The following is a 20,485-nucleotide window of genomic DNA, read 5'->3' on the forward strand; positions in this document are numbered from 1 at the left end:
TCGTGTGTGCGCGGAACTCAGTCGGCGGCGAACACCCGTCGACCGGCGAACCACGTCTCGAGGACCCGCGTGCCGATGATCGCGTCGGCGGGTCCGGCGACGAAGTCGCAGTCCACGATCACGAAGTCGGCCGACTTGCCCGGGGTGAGCGAGCCGGAGACCTCATCGAGCCCCATCGCCTGCGCGGCGTTGATCGTGAAGACCTCCAGCGCCTCGGCGGCGGTGATCGCCTGCTCGGGCCACAGCACGCCCGCTGCGCGGCCGAGCGGGTCGGCGCGGGTGACGAGGCCCTGCATCCCCTCGAACGGGTTCGGCGACTCGCTGACCGGCCAGTCGGATCCGCCCGCCACGAGCGCCCCGGCGTCCAAGAGGGACCTGTTCGGCTGCGAGTGCTCCGCGCGGTCGTGGCCGAGCACCTCGGCCAGAGCCGTCGGGATCACCCCCGGGAACCAGATGAACGGCGAGATGTCGGCGGCCACGCCGAGGCGCGGCATCCGCTCGATGTCTTCGTCGGACAGGAACTGACCGTGGGCGATCTGCACCGGCACGTCGATGCCGTCGGCGCGAAGCCGTTCGACGACGTCGAGCAGCAGGTGCGCCGAGCCGTCGCCGGTGCAGTGCACCTTGGCGCCGAGGCCGCGCGCCGCGACCGAGCGCAGCCAGCCCTCCAGCTCGTCGGGCGTCATCGTCGTGGTGCCGTGGAAGTGGGCGCCGTGCGCATCGTCGGGGATGTACGGCTCCAGGAACGAGGCGGTGCGCGCCGGCGGCACGCCGTCGAGGAAGATCTTCACGAAGTCGGGGCGGTGATGCTCCGACCGGTACTGCTCGCCCAGCGCGACGAGCGGCTCGCCGACCGGGTCGAAGCCGAAGATCTCGTCGTTGACGGTGAGGCTCGAGACGACCCACGCGTTCAGCTCGCCGGCCTCGTCGAGCGACTGCAGCGCCGCGAGGATGTCGCGGGAGACCGCGGCGTCCTGGAACGCGGTGACGCCGTAGCCGTTGAGCATCTCGATCCCACGCTGCGACGAACGCCGGTGCTGTTCGGGCGAGAGACCGCCGCTTCGTGCGAGCGCCTCCTCCACCGGGATGCCGGCGGCCTCCAGCAGGATGCCGGTCGGCTGCCCGTCGTCCGGATCGAGCACGGTCACCCCGCCGTCGGGGATCGCATCGGCGGTGATGCCGGCCAGCTCCAGCGCGCGGGTGTTCGCCCAGCGGTTGTGGCGGCTGTCCTCCATGATGACTGCCGGGCGTCCGCCAGCCGCCTCGTCGAGCCGGGCGCGGACGGCCGAGGTCGACAGCTCGGCCATCAGCGTGCTCGGGTAGGGACCGCCCGAGATCCAGGCGTCCTCGGGGAGCCTGGCGGCGTAGGCGCGCACGCGGTCGAGGATCTCGTCCAGCGACAGCCCTGCCGGCAGCGCCAGCTCGTACAGGTCGGTGCGCCCGGCCAGCGCGTGGTGGTTGTGCACGTCGACGAAGCCCGGATACACCGCCGCGCCCGCGAGGTCGCGCACCTCGGTGCGTTCATCGCGGAGCGCGAGCACTTCGTCGCAGGTGCCGACGGCGAGCACCCGCCCGTCGCCGAACGCGATGGCGTCGGCGACGGGGCGGGTGCGGTCGGCGGTGCGCACGACACCGCCGGTGAGGATGAGGTCGGCGGTCACCGTCAGCGCTCCAGCGGGTGCGACGGGTCGTACTCGCCCGGGTGCACGGTGTTCGACAGCAGCCGGCCGTGCGCGCCGAACGTGAAGTGGGTCGGGATGCCGCCGTCCTCGCCCTCGCCGAAGAGCACGCCGTGCGAGCGCAGCGCCCTCTGGTCGCGGTGGTCGGCGATCGTCACCGACCCGCAGGGGATGACCTTCTCGCGCCACGTGAACACGTAGATGCCGGGACGCAGGCGCCACACGGTGTTCTCGTCGGTGTCGGCCAGGCCCTGCTCGGGGCCGGCGAGGCACTGCCACGTGTACCAGTGCGGCGAGAGGTAGACGTGCTCGTAGGCGTGGACGCTGGAGTACACCCACAGCACCCGGCGGCCGATCAGCTCGGTGGTCGGGGCCGGCGGCTCGCCGTTCTGCGCGAGCTCCTCGATGCGGCCGACGCCGAACAGGTGCTGCACCGCGACGCGCTCGCGCGTCTTCTCGCCGAGGACGCTGAGCACGGCGAGCGAGTATCCGCTGCGCAGGTCGAGCAGGAGCGACACCGCCTCGTTCGGCAGGTAGTCGTGGTGGAACTGGGCGTAGTAGAGGTCCTCGTCGACCCGGACCACCTCGCACGCGTCGGTCTGTGCCGCGGGTGCCGTGGGGTCGCCGGCGCCCGGGGTGTACTCCCACGACACCGTGCCGGGGCCGAAGGTGTGCACGATGCGCGTGCCGCGGTCGTCGACGACCGTGAACGTGCGCCCGTCCAGATCGCTCGACAGCTCGGCCTTGCTCGCATCGAAGCCGGGGGCGAGGCCGTCCAGGGGCAGCCAGGTGGACGTGTCGGACAGGTTCACGGTCATGATGATGTCTCTTCTCGGTGTCGGATGGGGAGTCGGGATGCCGGGGTCACACGCTCGGCTCGGGGATGTGCGGCGCCTGGTCGCCGTGGGAGACGTGGACGTTGAACTTCTCCAGGTCGGTGGCGAGGGCGTCGTACACCGCGGGCTTGCGGCGCTTGAGGTACGCCGCGTAGACGATGCCGCCGACGACCGCGAGGGCGAGGAGCCACGGCAGGGTCAGGATCACCGGGTTCTGGGTGCCCGCGACGACGTCGAAGTTGAACAGGGCCAGCAGTGCGATCGAGATGAGCCCCAGGAAGCCGAGCCCCGGTGCGATGAGTGTGCTCCACCAGCGGGGGTCGCGCTGCCGCCGGAACCACACGACGATCGACAGCGCTGCGAGCGTCTGGAGGACGATCACCGACAGCGTGCCGATGCCGAGCATCGCGGGCACGACCAGGAGGATCGGGTCCAGCTGCGCGAGGGCGAAGCAGCCGGCGACGATGGCCGCGAACAGCGCCTGCACGAATCCGGCGAGCTGCGGCGCGCCGTTGGCACGGGTGCGCGACAGGGCGTGCGGCAGCACGCGTGCGCGCCCGAGCGCGTAGAGGTAGCGCGTCGCCGAGTTGTGGAACGCGAGCATCGCGGCGAACAGGCTCACCAGCAGCAGGATCGTGGCGATGACCGACATCGGCTCGCCGAGGTACTGCGCGATGAGCGAGAACAGCAGGTCGCCCGCCTCGAGGTGGTCCAGCGACGCCTGCTGCGCGTTCGCGACGCCGGTGGCGCTGACGACGGCCCAGGTCGACACGCCGAGGATGAGCCCGATCGCGATGATCGCGCCGTAGGTCGCGCGGGGGATCGTCTTCAGCGGGTTCTTCGCCTCTTCGCTGAACAGCGCGGTGGCCTCGAACCCGAGGTAGCCGGTGGCCGCCAGCAGCAGGCCGATCGGGAGCGATCCCGAGAACACCGCCGCGGGCGAGAACGCCGAGACGTCGAAGCCGGTCTGCATGAGCACCGCGACGTCGAACACCACGAGGATCGCGACCTCGAGCACGAGCGAGACGCCGAGCACCTTCGAGCTGAAGTCGATGCCGGTGCGCGCCATCAGGAAGCACACCGCGATCGACAGCAGCCCCCACAGGTACCAGTGCATGTCGAAGCCGGTGAGGTCGGCGATCACGATCTGCATGAAGAAGCCGCTCGTGCCGATCGTGCCCACCACGAAGAGGTTGTAGCCGATGGTCGCGATGAGCCCGGCGACGAGGCCGCCGGTGCGGCCGAGCCCCTTCACGACGAACGCGTAGAACCCGCCCGCGCTGGCGAGCTGCTTCGACATCTGCGCGTAGCCGACGGCGAACAGCAGCAGGATGATCGCGACGATGAAGAAAGATGCCGGGGCGCCGCCGCCGTTGCCGAAGGCGATCACCAGCGAGGCGACCACCACGATGCCGGTGAGCGGGGCGACCGCCGCCAGCACGAGGAAGACGATGCCGGCCACGCCCAGCGCGTTGCCGCGCAGCCCGGTCGGTGAAGCGGAATCGGTCACAGCGGCTCCTTTGCCTGTGATGCGCCTGCCGGGGCGGACGCTCGGGGGCGAGGCAGGGTGACCTCGCTCTTCGATTGTGCGAGCGGGGGCCGTGCGGGCACTTGACGCAGAGCGTGCGGGGCTGTTGCACCAGCGCAGGGAACGCTCCGTCGCGCCTGGGCTGGATGCATGATCGGTGCGAGCCCGCAGCGGGCGCGAGCGGAGGTCGGCGATGGAGTTGGGCATCCGGGGGCACCGGGTCCTCGTCACAGGGGCCGCGGGCGGCATCGGACGCGCCGCCGCGCGAGCGTTCGGTGCCGAGGGTGCGTGCGTCGTGCTGACGGACCGGGATGCCACGGACCTGGCCGCCGTCGCCGCGGAGCTGCGTGCGGCGGGGGTGGAGGCATCCGCTCTTCCCGCCGACGTGACGGACGAGGCCCAGGTCGACGCAGCCGTCGCGTACGCCGTCGATCGGCTCGGCGGGCTGGACGCGGTCGTCGCGTGCGCGGGGATCTCGGGTCCGGCCGGCACCGCGCTCGCCGATACGCCGCTGCCGGCGTGGGACGACGTGTTCGCGGTGAACGTGCGCGGCACCTTCCTGGTGCTGCGCGCCGCGGTCCCCGCCCTGCGCGTCGCGGGCGGCGGCACCGTCGTCGTGGTCGCGAGCGACTCCGCGCTGGTCGCTGCGCCCGGCATGGCGGCGTACTGCGCCTCGAAGGCGGCGGTGCTGCAGCTGGCACGCGCGGCTTCGGTCGAGCTCGCGACCCACGGCATCCGGGTGAACGCGGTGTGCCCCTCGATCGTCGACACGCCCATGAGTCGCGGCGATCTCGGCATCGGCTCGGAGGACCCCGCCGGATTCGCCGGGATGGACTATCCCGTGCAGACGGCCGATGAGGTCGCCGCGCAGCTGGTCTTCCTCTCCTCTCCGGTCTCGCGCCCCGTCAGCGGCGCCGCACTCGTCTCGGACTTCGGGTACTCCGCCCGGTCGAGCTTCCCCGCCTGAAAGGACACAGCATGGGATACGCAGGAGCAGGCACCGCCGGGAAGGTCGTGCTGATCACCGGCGGCGGCACCGGAATCGGGGCCGCCATCGCCGAGCGGTACGCCGCAGAAGGTGCGCACGTCGTCGTGGTCGGCCGCCGTAAGGCGGTGCTCGATGAGGTCGCCGAGCGCATCGGCGCGCTCGCGCTGGTCGCTGACGCCGCCGACGCCGCGAGCGCTCGCGGCGTCGTCGAGGCCACCGTCGCGCGCTTCGGACGGCTCGACGTGCTCGTGAACAACGCCGGCGGCCACGGGTTCTCCGCCGTGGGCGACACCGACGACGCGTCGTGGGCGGCCTCGCTGCAGGCGAACCTCAACACGGCGTTCGTGATGTCGCGCGAGGCGCTGCCGTCGCTCATCGAGTCGAAGGGGCAGATCGTCATCATCTCGTCGCTCGCGGGGCTGTTCGCGGGGCCGTCGGTCGCCGGATACACCGTCGGCAAGCACGCCCTCGTCGGGCTGACCAAGACGCTGGCCCGCGACTACGGCAAGCACGGGGTGCGGGTCAACGCGGTGTGCCCGGGCTGGGTGCAGACGCCGATGGCCGACGCCGAGATGGACGAGTTCGCCTCCCACGCCGACCTGGGCTCGCGCGAGGAGGCGTACGCGACGGTCACCGCCGACGTGCCGCTGCGCCGCCCGGGCGCGCCCAGCGAGATCGCGTCGGTGGTGCGCTTCCTCGGCTCGGGGGAGTCGTCGTACATGAACGGCGCGGTGCTCGTCGTCGACGGCGGTGCGCACGTCGTCGACCTCCCCACGATCGCGTTCGACCACGCCGGCATGTAGCAGGCACGCAGAGAGAGGGGGCGGATGCCGCGGCATCCGCCCCCTCTCTCATGCGGTGTCCGGGTCAGCCGCCCAGGTAGGCCCGGTGCAGCAGCTGCGGCTCGTCGCGCAGGCGCGCGGCGTCGCCCTGGAACGTGACCTGGCCGCTCGCAACGACGATGGCCTCCTTCGCGAGCCCGAGCGCGAGCCCGGTGAACTGCTCGACCAGCAGCACGCCGACGCCCGACTCGGCCAGCGTGCCGACCATCGGGAACAGGCGGGTGAACACGACCGGCGCGAGGCCGAGCGACATCTCGTCGATGAGCAGGAATCGCGGCTTGGCGGCGAACGCGCGCGCGAGCACGACCATCTGCTGCTCGCCGCCGGACAGCAACTGGGCGGGGGAGTCGATCCGCTTCTCCAGCTCGGGGAAATGCGCCAGCGCGGCGTCGATCTGGGCGGGCGTGCGCGCGGTGAGCGACAGGTTCTCGCGCACGGTGAGCGACGGGAACACCGCCCGCCCCTGCTCGATGTGCACGATGCCGCGACGAGCCCGCGCGACGCGCGACAGCTTGTCGATCGGCTCGCCGTCCAGGCGGATCGTGCCGCCGGAGTGCGCGACGACGCCCGAGATCGACTCGATGAGACTCGTCTTGCCGGCGCCGTTGGGGCCGACCAGGGCGAGCACCTCGCCCGGCCGGACCGTCAGCGACACGTGGGAGATCACCGGCCCGGCGCCGCGGCTCACGGTCACGTCGTCGAGCTCCAGCAGGTCCTCGGTCATTGCAGCAGCTCCGTCTCGCCCATGTACGCCTTGATCACGGCGGGGTCGTCGAGGACCTCCGCCTGCGGACCCGATGCCAGCACCCTGCCGAAGTCGAGCACGGTCAGGCGCGGGCACACCGAGCGGACGAGGTCCAGGTCGTGCTCGATGATGACCAGCGAGATGCCGAACCGCTCGGGGAGGTCTCGCAGCCGGACCGCCAGCGCGAGGTGCTCCTCGTGCGAGAGGCCGGCGGCGGGCTCGTCGAGGATCAGCAGGCGGGGCTTGGCGAGCACGTTCGCCGCCACCTCGACCAGGCGGCGGGTGCCGACGTCGACGCCCGACAGCCGGGCGCGAGCGAGCGGGCACCCGAAGAAGGCGAGTGTGCGCTCGATCTCGTCGCGGTCGAGCCGACGGCGCGCGACGAAGCGCACGTACGCCTCGACCGTGAGCGACGGCGGCACGCGATCCTGCTGGTACGTGCGGCGCAGGCCCAGTCGTGCGCGCCGGGTGGGGGAGAGGCCCGCGAGGTCGGCGCCGTCCAGCACCACCCGCCCGCCGTGGCGGGGGAGGAACCCGCTGATGGCGTCGACGAACGTCGACTTGCCGGCGCCGTTGGGCCCGATGAGGCCCATGATCGTGCCGGCGGGCACCTCGAACGACACGTCGTCCAGCGCCTTGAGTGCGCCGAACTCGACGGTCAGCCCGTCCACCACGAGCACCGGCGCGTTCGCGTCCTTCACCGGGTCGATCGTGGCGACCGTCGTGGTCGAGATCTCGGGAGCAGCCTCGGCGCGAGCGGATGCCGCGGCCGCGGCATCCTTCTCCGCCTCGGTCCGCGCCGCCAGCCGCTTGTCGGCGCGGCGGTAGTAGAGGTTGCGGATGCCCTGGCCGAGGTTGGTGCCGCTGGTGAGGGCCTGCACGCCCAGTGCGCCGAAGATGACGAAGCCCCAGTCGAGCTTGATGCCCCACTGCTTCAGCAGTTCGGGGACGAGCACCCACAGGATGCCGCCGAAGATCGCCATGTCGATGAGGTAGGCGCCCGACATGACGGCCAGGACGTACAGCGCGAGCGACTGCAGCGGTGTGAAGCTCGACGCGAACGGCAGCTGGACCTGGCCGGCGATGAGGCCGCCCGAGATGCCGCCGAGCGCGGCGCTGATCGCGAACGCGGTCAGCTTCGCGCCGGGCACGCTCTGGCCGGCTGACGCGGTGCCGCGCTCCGAGAAGGCGACCGCCTTCCAGCTGGAGCCCCATCGGCCGCGCTGCAGGAAGAACACCGCGAGCCCGCACACCGCGAGGACGATCACGCTGAAGAAGAAGTACGAGCGGTCGTTCGAGAAGAGCTCGGGGCGCTGCACCGCGGTGCCGTCGGCGGAGCCCGGGAACTGGATCTGCACGAGGGTCACGTCGGCGGCCGCCGCGAACCCGAGCGTCACGACCGCGAGGTTCACGCCGCGCAGGCGCAGCGCGGGCAGGCCCACCAGGATGCCGACGATCCCGGCGCCGATGCCGCCGGCGAGCAGCCACACCGCGAACCCGCCCGGAGCGTCGATGTAGCTGAGGCCGGCGACGATCCACGCGCCGATGGCGGCGAACGTCAGCTGGCACAGGGCGATCATGCCCGCCGAGCCGGTGATGATGCCGAGGCCGAGGATCGCGATGGCGGCGGTCACCGCCGACACCGCGAGGAACACGAAGTACCCCGAGAGCCCTTCGCTCAGCGCGTAGCCGACGACGATGCCGACGAGGGCGACCGCGAACGGCCACGTCAGGCGGAACCAGGAGCGGTCAGCGAGCGGCATCCCACACCTCCTTGCGCTGCGTCCACAGGAGCAGGACGACGATGAACAGGAACGGGAGGAAGTTGCGGATCAGCGCGACCTCGTCGATCTGGGCGACCAGGCCCGACAGCATGCCGAGGACGAGTCCGCCGACGACGGCGAGGTCGAGGCGGCGGAACCCGCCCAGCAGGGCGGCGGCAGCCGCGGGCACGATGAGCATCGACAGGCTCGTGGCGTCGTTGGACTGCGACGGCGCGACGATGATGATGACGATCGCGCTGATGAGACCGGTGACGAACCACACCGCGATCGACAGCGGGCGCGAGCGGATGCCGAGGAGCTCCGCGGTCGTGGGGCGCTCGGACAGCGCGCGCAGCCGCGTGCCGATCGGCGTCTTCGTCAGCACGAGGTGGACGCCGAACGCGACGACCAGCGCCAGGCCGACCGTCCACAGCGTCACCTGGCTGATCACGACGCTGCCGACTGTGAACGCGGGGCCCGCGATGATCGGCGTGAACGGCTGCGGCTTGTTGCCGAACAGGATGAACGACAGCGAGATGAGCAGCAGCAGCGGTCCGACCGTCATCGCGGAACGGGTGGTGAGGGAGGCCTCCGACAGCCAGGTCGCGGCGATCCAGCCGATCGCCGCGGCGAGCAGGCCCCCGATGAGGATGCCGATCACCGAGGCCAGCCAGATCGGCAGGCCGGCGCTGGTGACCAGCCACACCGCGCAGAAGCCGCCGAACATGCCGGTGGCCGCCTGGGCGAAGTTGACGACGCGGACCAGCCGCGCCATCAGGGTCAGGCACACGCCGAGGACGGCGTACAGCCCGCCCGCGGCGAGCCCGGAAAGGGCGCCTTCGATCATCGTCGATCCTCCGAGTCGTTCGGTCGGGTGGGATTGCGCGGCGGCCGGGGTGCCCCCACCTCCGGCCGCCGCACGTCTCATTCGGCGGGGATGCGGAACCAGTCGTCCGCGACCTGCTCCCACGCGTTCGTGCCGCTCTTGAGCGCGATCGGCCAGCCCGAGGTGGGCACCACGCCGAACTGGTAGGCATCGCCGACCATCGGGTTCTCGACCGGGTCCATGCCCTTGATCGCAGCCGTCACCGACTCACGGGTCACGTCTCCGTCGATGGACTTCAGCGCCTCGATGAAGTACGTCGCGGCGAGGTAGCCGCCCTGGCTGAACGACGTCAGCGCGATGTCGTTCTCCTCCATGAGGCTGCGCCAGTCGGCGTTGATCTCGTTCTCCTCGGTGAAGGGGTAGAACTCGGCGGGCACGTAGATGCCGGCGCCGGCGTCGTCGATGGCCGCGGCGAAGTTCTCGCTGTAGACGCTCGTGAGGTACAGCCACGTGACGTCGTCCCATCCCTGCGCGTTGGCGGCCTTGACCTGGCCGATCGCGTCGGGCTCCACCGGGTTGATCGCGAGCGCCTTGCAGCCCTCCTGCTTGGCCTTGACGATGTAGGGCGTGTAGTCGCTCGCGCCGTACGGCACGGTGTCGTCGACGTACAGCGGCTTCTTGCCGGTGATCTCGGTCCATTTGTCGATCGCCGCCTGGTAGGCGGGGCGGGTGGACCCTGCGATCTCGAGCAGGATGCAGATGTCGGTGAGACCGAGCTCCTCCGAGCCGTACAGCAGCGTCAGGGTCATGTCGTTGAACGGACCGACGTTGGCCGGCGAGATGTTCTCGCTGTCGAAGCAGCCCGTGTCGACGCCGATGCCCGGGATCGACAGGATGCCCTCCTGCGCGTAGTAGTCGGCGTTGAGGTCGCACTCGATGAGGCTGGCCGAGCCGATCATCGCGACCGCTTCGTCGCTGCCCACGATCTCGCGTGCCGCGGCAGTGGCCGACGCCGGATCGCCCTTGTCGTCGAGGGCCTTGTACTCGATCATCCGGCCGTCGAGTCCGCCGTCCTCGTTGAACTTGTCGAACACGGCCTGGGCGGCGGCGGATGCCTCCGGGAACGTGGCCGGGCCGCTGATGGTGTTGACGGATCCGACGACGATCGGGGCGCCCTCGCCACCGGCGGCTCCCGCCTCGTCGGAGCCGCGGCATCCGGTGAGGGCGATCGCGGCCACGGCGAGCATCGTGGTCGCTGCAAACAGGGTCTTCTTCATCGCTTTGCCTGCCTCTCGGGTCGTGCCGCGACGTCGGCGTCGCGGTACAGGTTGCGACCGCGCCGGTGCGTCGCGCGGTCCGTGGCTCCGACGCTAGGAGCCGGGTGGTGCCGGTGCTGTGCCGTGCGAGCACGGCTGTTGTCCAGGACGGCACGGCCTGGGCGATCGGTCAGCGCTCGCGCGCGTCCCCGGTCGCACGGGCGACGAGCAGCGTGTCGGTGAACTGCTCGAAGGCCGTGACGCGGCCGTCGGCGAGCCGCCACACGTGGGCGACGCGGGCCGCGAAGAACCGGCCGGTGCCCTTGTGGGTGCCCGAGTAGGTGCCGATCCCGACGACCGTGTCGCCGCCGTCGATCACCTCGTCGATGGCGAGCGTGTAGTCGTCCCAGTCCTCGCCGAGCCGGAGGAACACGCCGTCGACGACCGCCCGCGGACCGACGTAGGTGCCTGCCAGCGGGAAGCCGGCGGCCTCGGTCCACCGGACGTCGTCGGAGAGATCGGCGATCATGCCCTCGATGTCGCCGCGGTCGGAGGCCGCGTAATGCGCGCGGATGACGTCTGCGTTGCTCACGATGCCCTCCCTCAGACCGGCTGCACGTCGGGGTACGAGACCGATCCGAGCGGATAGATGTGGCCACCGCCACGCGAGTGCTCCGACTCACCTGCGCCGTTGAGCCCGAGGAAGATGCCGGTGGTCATCAGCTGGTAGCCGAGGTCGTGCAGCCAGACGCTGGCCACCGCGATGCGGAACTCGCGGAAGCAGAACAGGTACAGCCCGTCGGCGAACTTCCACACGGTCGACAGGTCCATGTCGCCGTGGCCGCGCTGCACGCCCTCGAGGCACTGCCACGCGTACCGCTGCGACGACACGTAGACGTGCTCGTACAGATGGTGCGGGCTGTAGCGGTAGACGTTGCGCTTGCCGATGAGGTCGCGGCTGGGTGCGGGGGCCTCGCCCGTGGGCGGGCCGTCGTCGGTGACGCCGGCCCAGAACCGCTGGGTGACCCGGGGCGTGCCCTCGACGTCCTCGTCCGAGATGTGCGACAGCGCCGCGAGGGCGCGGTGGGTGGTCGTCGAGTAGACGATCGTGAGCGCCTCGCGCTCGCGGGAGGTCAGCGGCAGGTTCACGAAGACGACGTCCTCGCGTACGGCCACGGCGTCATACGGGTCGGTTCCGGATGCCTCGTAGCCGCCCGTCGCCGACCACGACACGGTCTCGGCTCCGAAGTCGAGGGCCAGGGCGGTCCCGTCGTCGAGTGTGATCCGCAGCGACGTGCCGTCCAGGTCGGTGTTCGGAAGCCGGTAGGTGTCGATGCCGGCGGCGAACTCGTCGTACGTGCGCCACTCGTCGAGGGCCGGATCCCCGGGGGAGCGGGCGGTGTGCTCTGTCATGCCGCCATCGTCGGGGGACGGCATCCGCCCCCTCAAGCGTTCGCGGGGGTTCCCGCGCGAGGAGTCAACCCGCGTGCCGGGGCGGTCAAGGACCGGTCGTTGAGCGAGCGAAGCGAGACGAAACGCGGCGGCGTCAGTGCCCGGCGCGGTACTCGCTTGCTCGACGGGCGGGAGAGGACCGGTCGTTGAGCGAGCGAAGCGAGACGAAACGCGGCGGCGTCAGTGGCCGGCGCGGTACTCGCTCGGCGAGATGCCGAACGCCGACTTGAAGGCGCGGCTGAAGTGCGCGGCATCCACGAAGCCCCAGCGGGCGGCGATCGCGGCGACCGGGCGGTCGGCGAGCACCGGGTCGACGAGGTCGCGGCGGCACTGCTCGAGGCGGCGGGTGCGGATCCACGTCGACACGGTGGTGCCCTGCTCCTGGAACAGGCCGTGCAGGTGCCGCGTCGAGATGAAATGCGCCGCGGCGATCGAGGTGGGGTCGAGGTCGGTCGAGGCGAGGTTGCGGTCGATGTGGCCGCGGATGCGCTGCATGAGCGCGCGGTGCGGGTCGGCAGTGACGCCGTCCAGGCCCAGCTCGCGTGCGAACACGGTCGCGACGAGGTCCAGTGCGCTGTGAGCGAGGCGCGCGCCGGTGGATCCGGCGAGCTGGTCGAGGTTGCCGGCGAGCTGCGTGAGGTACGGCGTCACGACCGAGCCGAGCCCCTCGGAGCCCGAGATCCGCACGGCGGTCAGCTGTCCCACCATGTCGGGCGGCAGCGTCAGCAGGTGCCGCGGGAACATCACGACCATGGTGCGGAAGTCCTGGTCGAACACCAGCGAGTACGGCCGGCTGGTGTCGTACACGGCCAGGTCGCCCGCCGTCAGCACGGCCTCGCGGTCGTCCTGGATCAAGAGGCCCGTGCCGGCGAGCATCAGGCTCACCTTGAAGTACGGGCGGTCGCCACGGGCGATGAGCTCAGGCGTGCGCTCCACGACATGGTCGGTCGCCCTCACGTCCGAAACGTGCACCTCGTCGATGCCGGCGCCGCGGATCATGCCGCGGAACCGGTCGGGATGAGAGCTCGTCACCTGCAAAGGCACGAAGGAGTCGTTGACGGCCGCGCGGAAGTCGCTGATGTTGCGAGCGATCCGCGTGGCGACCGTGTCGGGAGTCACAGCATTGTGCACGGAAGCTCACCTCGATCATTGAAGGCGTTTCCAGCATCGTATACGATCCGGCCGGTGCGGTCTAGTGCGCGCAGGTGCAGGCGGCTCCCTGTCCGCAACCGCCGTCCGCCGCCTGGTGCGCCTGGCTCGACTCGGGCACGTCCATCGCGGGGTTCACGTCGAGGAAGCCGTAGGGCTTGAACCAGAACCCGGCGTAGTCCACCGGCATGATGGGCCAGTCCTCGGGGCGCGGGATGTGGGTCAGGCCGAACGTGTGCCACAGCACGAGGTCTTCGCCGTCGATCGACCGGTCGTCCCCCGTGTACGCCGGAAGCCCCGCGCCGCCCTGGTGGGCGTTGGGGTAGCGGCCGGCGGGCCAGCGCTCCTCGTGGTCGTACGCGGTTCCCCACAGGTGCTTCGTCGCGAACGCGGCGCGCGCCGCGACCGACGAGGCCGGGTCGGCCATGAGCAGCGCCGTGGGCTGCGGCAGCAGGTGGTACGCGGTCGGCTTGCCGATGTAGTTCTTCTTCGACGCGCTGCGCACCTCCCAGACCCGCGCGACCGACGTGTCGGCGACGCGCTGGGCCTCGGCCTCGGTGCGCAGCGGGGTCTCGGTCCACGTGAACGCGTTGCCGAACGGGTTCTGCTCGCCCATCGGGATGCGGGCCGCGTCGATCTCGACGAGCTGGTTGTCCTCGCCGTCGATCGCGACGTCCAGCCGCGCGGAGAACAGGTGCTGGTGCACCGGGGCGAAGACGCCCGGGGCGATCTCCGGCGCGTGCGGGTTCGTAGAGCCCGGGTGGCCGCCGCCGACGAACACGATGCCGGTGGCCTTCGCCTCGAGCTGGATCGAGCCGTCGAGGTAGAAGTACCAGTAGAAGCCGTAGTCGTAGTTGCCGATCGTCGAGAAGTACGAGACGACCAGGCGCCGCGACCGGCGAACGTGCGAGCCGACGGGGCCCTGCTCGGTGTGCTTCCAGAGGATGCCGTAATCCTCCTCGTGCATGCACACGACGTTCGGGATGGTGACGGGGTTGCCGTGGTCGTCGGCGACGTGGCCGTCGAAGTAGCGGATGACGCCGAGGCAGTCGCAGCCGAGCTCGAGGTGGTTCGCGTTCTTGCCCAGCAGGTACTCGCCGGCGTCGAAGTAGCTGATCCAGAAGCGGGTGTTGGACGTGTCGCCGTAGGGCACGACCATCTCGGGCACGCTCGCGCGGGTCAGCACCGGGCGGTCGTCGAAGCGCACGTCGTGCAGCACGAGCCCCTCGCGCGCGTTGAAGTCGACGCGCAGCGACCAGTTCTCCCACTGCACGTGGGATCCGTTGACGGCGAAGCTCGGGCCCTCGGGCTGGACGATCTCGATGGGCTTGAGGCTCGTGCGGGCGGGGCCGACGGCATCCGGGGTGTACTTGCCGCTTCCCGCGGGCACCGGCACGTCGCCGACGTCCTCGATGCCGATGACCGTGTTCGACACCAGGTCGACGTGCACGATGAGCCCCTCGACGGGGTGCGCCCACGGGATGTCGTCCTCGCTGTCGCGCAGGAAGGTGAGCGAGCGGATGACGCGGCGCCCGACTTCGTTCTCACGCCCGACGAAGCCCGGGGCCAACGGTGAGCAGAACGCCAGGTCGATGCGGTCCGCCAAGCCGCGGCGCGCCATCGCGGCGCGCCACTCGGGGGAGGCCTTGACGATGTCGGCCGCGCGGTCGTACTCCTCGAACAGGTACTGCGGCTGGCCGTAGGGCGCCTGCGACGGGTCGAGCTCGCGCACCTCGGCGACGTCGCCGCGGGAGACCGAGACGATGACCTCGCTCACGGCGCCGGTGGCGGCATCCATCAGCGTCACGTCCACGCGACGATCGAACGGCGTCCCCGGCGTCCACGCGGCGAGCTCGTCCTTGGTGGGCTCGTCGGGCAGCAGCATCGGCACCCGCACGGTCTCGCCGAGGAGGCCGGCGGCCACGAGGATCTCGCGCGCACTCGCGATCTCGGCGGCGGTGAGCGGATCGAGCGGATGCCGCGGCGCGCGGTCGGCCGTCACCCGCAGCGGGATGAGCCCCACGCCGTGGCCGCCGTGGTCGTGGTCGTGCTCGTCGTGCGTCATCGCAGTCTCCTCGATCGTCACGTTCAGTGTGCGCCGCGCCGGCGCCGGTCGTCTTGTCTGCCCGCGCACGGAGCGTGATCGTCCGCGCGGCATTCCGGTGCGCGTGCCGCGGGGCGGACGGCGGTCCACGCGATGACGGCGGCGATGAGGGATGCCGCGCCCATCGTCGCGGTCATCGTCAGCGCCGTCGTCCCCGTCAGCGACGACGCCAGCGGCGCGATCACGGGCCCGAGCGCGAACTGCCCGAAACCCAGGAATGCCGCGGCGGTGCCGGCGCGCGGGCCATGATGGGCGAGCGCGAGCGTCGAGCCGTTGGGGCCGCCGAGGCCGCTGGCGAAGAGATAGACGGCGAGGGATGCCACCACCGCGGCCAGTCCCAGCCCGGCCAGGCTCGAGGTGAACGCGGCCAGGGCGACCGCCGCGGCGGCGGTGACGCCCGTGAGGTACATCCGCAGGGGGCCCGCGCGACGCACGAGCACGCGGCTCAGCTGCCCGCCGGCGATGTTCGCGATCGCGTTCGCGGCGAACACGAGGCTGAACTGCTGCGGCGTGAGACCGAACTGCCCCTCGAGGACGAAGCTCGACATCGACAGGTAGGTGAAGAACGCGGCACCGCCGAAGGCCGCGGCGGCCAGCACCGCCACGAACAGCCGGTCGCGCGAGACCGCGGCCAGGTGCCCGCCGAGGTCGCGCACGCCGCCCGCGTGGCGCCGCTCGGGCTCGAGCGACTCCGGCAGCGCGAACACGACGATCGCGAGCAGCCCGGCGCCGATGACGGCGAGGACGCCGAAGATGCCGCGCCAGTCCATCACGAGGGCGAGCTGGCCGCCGATGAGCGGCGCCAACACCGGCGCGGTGCCCGACACGAGCAGCAGCAGCGACAGCATGCGCGAGAGCTCGACGCCGCTGTACAGGTCGCGGGCGACGGCGAGCGCGATCACGATGCCCGCCGAGCCCGCGATGCCCTGGAGGGCGCGGGCCACCAGCAGCACCTCGATCGTGGGGGCGAACGCGCACACCAGCGACAGCACCGCGAACGCCGCGACGCCGACCATGAGGGGCGGGCGGCGCCCGAACCGATCGCTGAGGGGGCCGGCGATCAGCTGCCCCAGCCCGAGCCCCAGCATGCACGCCGACATGGTCGCCTGCGCGAGCGCGTCCGAGGCGCCCAGGCTGTCGGCGAGATGGGGCAGCTGCGGCAGGTAGAGGTCCATCGACAGCGGCCCGAACGCCTCGAGCGCGCGCCCAGCACGAACATGGCGCGCACCGGGCTCATCGTCGCGCGGCGCCCGCGCTCGCGCACCGTCACGGGGCGAGGATGCGGCGCAGCCAGCTGTCGCGCGCCGCGTTCGCCGCGTGAGACACGACCGCGTCGGGGGAGAAGCCGCTGAACCCGTGGTAACCGCCCGCCCACACGTGCAGCTCGGCCTGGCCGCCCTCGGCCCAGATGCGGGTCGCGTACGCGACGGCCTCGTCGCGGAAGGTCTCGGCGGCGCCGACCTCGATGAACGCCGGCGCCAGGCCCGCCAGCGACGACGCGCGAGCCGGGGCGGCGTACGGCGAGACGCGGTCGCTGAACCGGTCGGCGCCGGCGATCGCGTCCCACGCGGTGTCGTTGTTGTGGCGGTCCCACGCGCCGATGCCGTCGTACTGCCGTGCCGAGGCCGTCTCGTTGCGGTCGTCGAGCATCGGGAAGCCGAGCAGCTGCCCGGCCAGACGGGGTCCGCCGCGGTCGCGGGAGAGCAGCGCCACGGCGGCCGAGAGCCCGCCGCCCGCGCTCGCACCCGACGCGATGATGCGCTCCGGGTCGATTCCGAGCTCCTCGGCGTGCGCCGCCATCCACTCCAGCGCGGCGTAGCAGTCCTCGGCCTGCGCGGGGCCGGGGTGCTCGGGCGCGAGCCGGTACTCCACGGCGACACCGACCGCGCCGAACCGCTCGGCGAGGTCGATCAGCTCGGGGGTGCCGAAGAAGCGCGTTCCGAGCACCATCCCGCCGCCGTGGATCGACAGCACCGCCGGCGCGGGCCGGGCTGCGGCATCCGACGGCCGGACGATCGTGATCTCGATGTCGTGCGCCCCGACCGGACCGGGGATGACGCGATCCTCCCACGTCACCGCACGACCGGCGACCTGCTGCTGGATGGGCGGGATGATCGTCGCGAAGTGCGCGCGGTTGGCGAGGATCGTGTCGGCGCGCAGCGGGATCACCTCGACGAGGTCGACGAAGGCGTGCAGGCCTGCGACGAGCTCGGGGTCGTATGGAACCGGCTCCACGTCACGCCTCCCGAGCGCGCAGGCCCAGCACCCGCCGCAGCCACGACGAGCGCGTGGCGAGCGCGGCGCCGGAGATCTCGGCATCCGGCATGTACATGTCGAACCCGTGCGCGCCGCCGGCCCACACGTGCAGCTCGGCCTGGCCGCCGGTCGCCCAGATGCGCGTGGCGTAGTCGGCGTCCTCGTCGCGGAAGAGCTCCGCGGCGCCCACCTCGATGAACGCCGGCGGCAGGCCCGACACGTCGGTCGCACGCGACGGTGCGGCGTAGGCGGGGGCGTCCTCGCTGAACGCGAGATCGTCGCCCAGCACGCAGGCCCACGCGAGCAGGTTCGTCTCACGGGTCCAGGTTCCGAGGCCCTCGTACTGGCGGCTCGCGATCGTGGTGTTGGTGTTGTCGATCATGGGGCACAGCAGCAGCTGCCCGGCCATGTGCGGACCCTGCCGGTCGCGCGCGAGCAGGGCCACCGCGGCAGTGAGCCCGCCGCCCGCGCTGCCGCCCATGACGACGATCCGCTCGGGATCGACGCCGAGGGATGCCGCGTTCTCGGCGAGCCACACGAAGCCGGCGTAGCAGTCCTCGACGCCGGCGGGGTAGGGATGCTCGGGAGCGAGCCGGTACTCGACCGTCACACCGACGACGCCGAGCTCGTCGACGAGGTCGACCACTCGGCCGGTCTCCCACGAGCGGTGGCCGACGATCATGCCGCCGCCGTGGATGTTGTACAGCGCGGGAAGCGCCTCGCCGTCCCGGCCACGCGGGCGGAAGATCGTGATCTCGATGTCGGGGGCGCCCTCAGGGCCGGTGACGATGCGGTCCTCCCAGTCGATCGCACGGCCCGCGATGACGTCGTCGTTCGACGGGAACATCCGGTCGGTGCCTTCGCGCGGCAGGTTCTCGCGGGTGAGCGGCGGCTGCGGGGTCGCCGCCATCGCGTCGAGCACCGCCTGCACCTCGGGGTCGAAGGGCACCGGCGCGGGACGGGTGTCGGTCAGGTCGGTCATGACTGCTCCTCAGGGTCCTTCGGGGTCGACGATGTCGCGGTCGGCCCAGAACGGCTCGACCAGCTCGCGGATGCGGACGGCGCCGACGCGCTCGACGAGGTCGGCGGCGGCGAGATTGGCGTGCAGCTGCTCGAGGCTGGTCGCCCCGAAGAGGGTCGTCGCCACCGCCGGGTGGGTCAGCGTGAAGGCGAGGCCGAGCTGCGCCGGCGTGGTGCCGAGGCCGTCGGCGATCTCGGTGAACGCGGGCACCGTCGCGACGATCGCGTCGCGGATCTCTCCGGGGTCGCGTCCGACCTGACGCGTCGGCGCCGTCTTGCCGGCGAGGATGCCGCCCTCCAGGCTGTCCGACGCCTGCAGGCTGACGCCCTGCTCCCAGATGCGCGCGAACGGTGCGCCGTCGGGGATCGACCGGCGGGCGACGGAGTACTTCAGCTGCGCCAGCTGCGGCCCCGGCACGCCCTCGGCCGCGGCGATGTCGATGAGCTGCTGCACGGTCGTCGCCGACCAGTTGTTGACGCCCCACGCGCGGACGAGTCCGGCGTCGGCGAGCCCGGCGAGGTCGAGCACCAGGGTGCGCAGGTCGAGAGGGGAGTCGCGCAGGTCGCCGAGCACCACGAGGTCGGCGTGCTCCTCGCCGACCCGGAACAGCGCGTTCTCGAGCTGAGGCCGGAAGCCGTCGGGGCCGTAGCCTTCGAGCCACAGCTTGCTCGACAGCATCCACTCGTCGCGTCGCAGTCCCGCGGCGCGCACGATGGCCGAGAACAGCACGTCGGTGAACACCGGAGGCATGCCGGGGAAGGAATACACCCCGACGTCGAACAGGTTCACGCCCGCGTCGACGGCCGCGCGCACCATCGCCACGGCGTCGCCGAAGTCCATGCGGTCGTAGGTGTGCCACGAGCCGAGTGCGAAGATGCCGGTCTCGAGGTCGCTCGTGCCGATCCGGCGCTGCGCGATCATGCGGCCACCTCCGCGTCGAGCCGCGGGTCGACGACGGCCTTGACCTCGCCGAGGCGGTCCATCGAGGCGATCTTGGCGGATGCCTCGGCCAGGCCCACGGGCGCTGAGAACAGCTCGTCCCACGGGAACCGGTCGGCGAAGGACTCGAAGAACGCGATCGACCGCGCGTAGTCGGCGATGTCGCCGTTGAGCGAGCCGGTGACGGTGAGCTCCTTGCCCATGATCGCCGAGAGTGCGAACGCGTCGCCGACCGGGCCGGTCGATCCGACGACGGTGAACGTGCCGCGCACGGCCGCCATGCCGACGGCATCGGGGCCGACGCTCGCGGCGCCGGCGAAGTCGAAGACGTGGTCGGCGCCGTGGCCGCCGGTCAGCTGCATCACCTGCTCGACGACACCGCCGTCGGCGATGTCGACGACCGCGTCGGCGCCGAACCGGCGCGCGAGGTCGAGCCGCGCCGTCGGCGCGCCGATCGTGATGACCTGGGCCGCGCCCGAGATCTTGGCGACGGCGCCGGCGAAGATGCCGAGCGCGCCCGAACCCTGGATCGCGACGCGTGCGCCGGTGCGGATGCCGCCCATGCGGTCGAACGCGCGCAGCACGGTCTTGGCGGCGCACCCTGCCATCGAGGCCCACGTGTCCTTGACGGCGGCGGGCAGCAGCAGCTTCGCGGCTCCGGGCGTGACGTATGCGTAGTCCGAGAGTCCCGCCGTCGCGTAGGGAGGCATGTCGGAGCGCTGCAGGAAGCCGTAGCCGCGGCGGGAGCAGTGGACCGGCTCGCGCAGCACGACGCAGCCCTCGCACTCGCCGCACGTCGACTCGGACCAGCCGATCCGGTCGCCCGGGCTCAGCTGGCGCCCGAGGGCGTCGTGGGTGCCCGTGCCGACCGCGACGATCTCGCCGACCATCTCGTGGCCGAGCACCATCGGCAGCATGCCAGGGAAGGTCATGGTGCCCGACCAGATCTCGATGTCGGTGCCGCACAGCGTCGCGCAGGCGATGCGCACGAGCGCCGCGCCGGGCTCGATCTCGGTGGGCAGGGGGAGGTCCTGCAGTTCCAGCGGGGCGCCGTGCGTGGTGAGCACGGCCGCACGGGTGGTGGCGGGGAGGGTCATGTGC

At 71.7% G+C, this 20,485-nt stretch carries 18 protein-coding genes; 2 read left to right on the plus strand and 16 right to left on the minus strand.

What is annotated here, in order from left to right:
• Positions 1 to 17: 17 nt before the first annotated feature.
• The 3 genes from AC1DDU_RS11750 to AC1DDU_RS11760 are packed head-to-tail and all read right to left on the minus strand — an operon-like array spanning position 18 to position 4,025.
• Entirely contained in the window at positions 18 to 1,661 is a 1,644-nt protein-coding gene (locus AC1DDU_RS11750; protein ID WP_477434279.1) for an amidohydrolase, read from the minus strand.
• Between the two features lie 2 nt (positions 1,662 to 1,663).
• On the minus strand, positions 1,664 to 2,497 hold the full coding sequence (locus AC1DDU_RS11755; protein WP_477434281.1) for a MoaF C-terminal domain-containing protein: 834 nt from the start codon (positions 2,495 to 2,497) through the stop codon (positions 1,664 to 1,666).
• Positions 2,498 to 2,543: 46 nt separating this feature from the next.
• Positions 2,544 to 4,025: an APC family permease gene (locus tag AC1DDU_RS11760; protein WP_477434283.1), complete on the minus strand. Its 1,482-nt coding sequence runs from the start codon at positions 4,023 to 4,025 to the stop codon at positions 2,544 to 2,546.
• A 211-nt stretch (positions 4,026 to 4,236) separates the two neighbouring features.
• On the opposite strand from AC1DDU_RS11760, the gene AC1DDU_RS11765 reads away from it, so the two are divergent.
• Both AC1DDU_RS11765 and AC1DDU_RS11770 read left to right on the plus strand, forming a co-directional pair.
• On the plus strand, positions 4,237 to 5,010 hold the full coding sequence (locus tag AC1DDU_RS11765; protein WP_477434285.1) for an SDR family NAD(P)-dependent oxidoreductase: 774 nt from the start codon (positions 4,237 to 4,239) through the stop codon (positions 5,008 to 5,010).
• Positions 5,011 to 5,021: 11 nt separating this feature from the next.
• The gene (locus tag AC1DDU_RS11770; protein ID WP_477434287.1) at positions 5,022 to 5,834 is read left to right on the plus strand and encodes an SDR family NAD(P)-dependent oxidoreductase; all 813 of its coding nucleotides are present in this window, start codon (positions 5,022 to 5,024) and stop codon (positions 5,832 to 5,834) included.
• 64 nt (positions 5,835 to 5,898) lie between these two features.
• Here the strand turns inward: AC1DDU_RS11770 and AC1DDU_RS11775 are convergent, their stop codons facing one another.
• The 13 genes from AC1DDU_RS11775 to AC1DDU_RS11835 form a co-directional block, all read right to left on the minus strand.
• On the minus strand, positions 5,899 to 6,597 hold the full coding sequence (locus tag AC1DDU_RS11775; RefSeq protein ID WP_477434289.1) for an ABC transporter ATP-binding protein: 699 nt from the start codon (positions 6,595 to 6,597) through the stop codon (positions 5,899 to 5,901).
• Positions 6,594 to 8,381, minus strand: a complete 1,788-nt coding sequence (locus tag AC1DDU_RS11780) for a branched-chain amino acid ABC transporter ATP-binding protein/permease (protein WP_477434291.1) — start codon at positions 8,379 to 8,381, stop codon at positions 6,594 to 6,596. The genes AC1DDU_RS11775 and AC1DDU_RS11780 overlap by 4 nt, the downstream gene beginning before the upstream one ends.
• Positions 8,368 to 9,228 carry a branched-chain amino acid ABC transporter permease gene (locus AC1DDU_RS11785; RefSeq protein ID WP_477434293.1) on the minus strand — a complete coding sequence of 287 codons (861 nt, stop codon included), beginning with the start codon at positions 9,226 to 9,228 and terminating at the stop codon, positions 8,368 to 8,370. The genes AC1DDU_RS11780 and AC1DDU_RS11785 overlap by 14 nt, the downstream gene beginning before the upstream one ends.
• A gap of 77 nt (positions 9,229 to 9,305) precedes the next feature.
• The gene (locus AC1DDU_RS11790; RefSeq protein ID WP_477434295.1) at positions 9,306 to 10,484 is read right to left on the minus strand and encodes an ABC transporter substrate-binding protein; all 1,179 of its coding nucleotides are present in this window, start codon (positions 10,482 to 10,484) and stop codon (positions 9,306 to 9,308) included.
• A gap of 169 nt (positions 10,485 to 10,653) precedes the next feature.
• Positions 10,654 to 11,055: a nuclear transport factor 2 family protein gene (locus AC1DDU_RS11795; protein WP_477434297.1), complete on the minus strand. Its 402-nt coding sequence runs from the start codon at positions 11,053 to 11,055 to the stop codon at positions 10,654 to 10,656.
• Between the two features lie 11 nt (positions 11,056 to 11,066).
• A complete protein-coding gene (locus AC1DDU_RS11800) occupies positions 11,067 to 11,876 on the minus strand; it encodes a MoaF C-terminal domain-containing protein (RefSeq protein WP_477434299.1) in 810 nt (269 codons plus the stop codon).
• A 219-nt stretch (positions 11,877 to 12,095) separates the two neighbouring features.
• Entirely contained in the window at positions 12,096 to 13,046 is a 951-nt protein-coding gene (locus AC1DDU_RS11805; protein WP_477434301.1) for an AraC-like ligand-binding domain-containing protein, read from the minus strand.
• A gap of 61 nt (positions 13,047 to 13,107) precedes the next feature.
• The gene (locus tag AC1DDU_RS11810; protein ID WP_477434302.1) at positions 13,108 to 15,129 is read right to left on the minus strand and encodes a primary-amine oxidase; all 2,022 of its coding nucleotides are present in this window, start codon (positions 15,127 to 15,129) and stop codon (positions 13,108 to 13,110) included.
• Positions 15,130 to 15,152: 23 nt separating this feature from the next.
• Positions 15,153 to 16,343 (minus strand): multidrug effflux MFS transporter, encoded by a 1,191-nt coding sequence (locus AC1DDU_RS11815; RefSeq protein WP_477434304.1) that lies wholly within the window; start codon positions 16,341 to 16,343, stop codon positions 15,153 to 15,155.
• A gap of 91 nt (positions 16,344 to 16,434) precedes the next feature.
• A complete protein-coding gene (locus AC1DDU_RS11820) occupies positions 16,435 to 17,403 on the minus strand; it encodes an alpha/beta hydrolase (protein ID WP_477434306.1) in 969 nt (322 codons plus the stop codon).
• 1 nt (position 17,404) lies between these two features.
• A complete protein-coding gene (locus tag AC1DDU_RS11825) occupies positions 17,405 to 18,406 on the minus strand; it encodes an alpha/beta hydrolase (RefSeq protein ID WP_477434308.1) in 1,002 nt (333 codons plus the stop codon).
• A gap of 9 nt (positions 18,407 to 18,415) precedes the next feature.
• Complete coding sequence (locus AC1DDU_RS11830) at positions 18,416 to 19,366, minus strand: aldo/keto reductase (protein ID WP_477434310.1); 951 nt, start codon at positions 19,364 to 19,366, stop codon at positions 18,416 to 18,418.
• A complete protein-coding gene (locus AC1DDU_RS11835; RefSeq protein ID WP_477434312.1) occupies positions 19,363 to 20,481 on the minus strand; it encodes a zinc-binding dehydrogenase in 1,119 nt (372 codons plus the stop codon). Before AC1DDU_RS11835 ends, AC1DDU_RS11830 begins: the two co-directional genes overlap by 4 nt.
• Positions 20,482 to 20,485: the final 4 nt, after the last annotated feature.

This window comes from Microbacterium sp. 05T445, assembly GCF_056395865.1.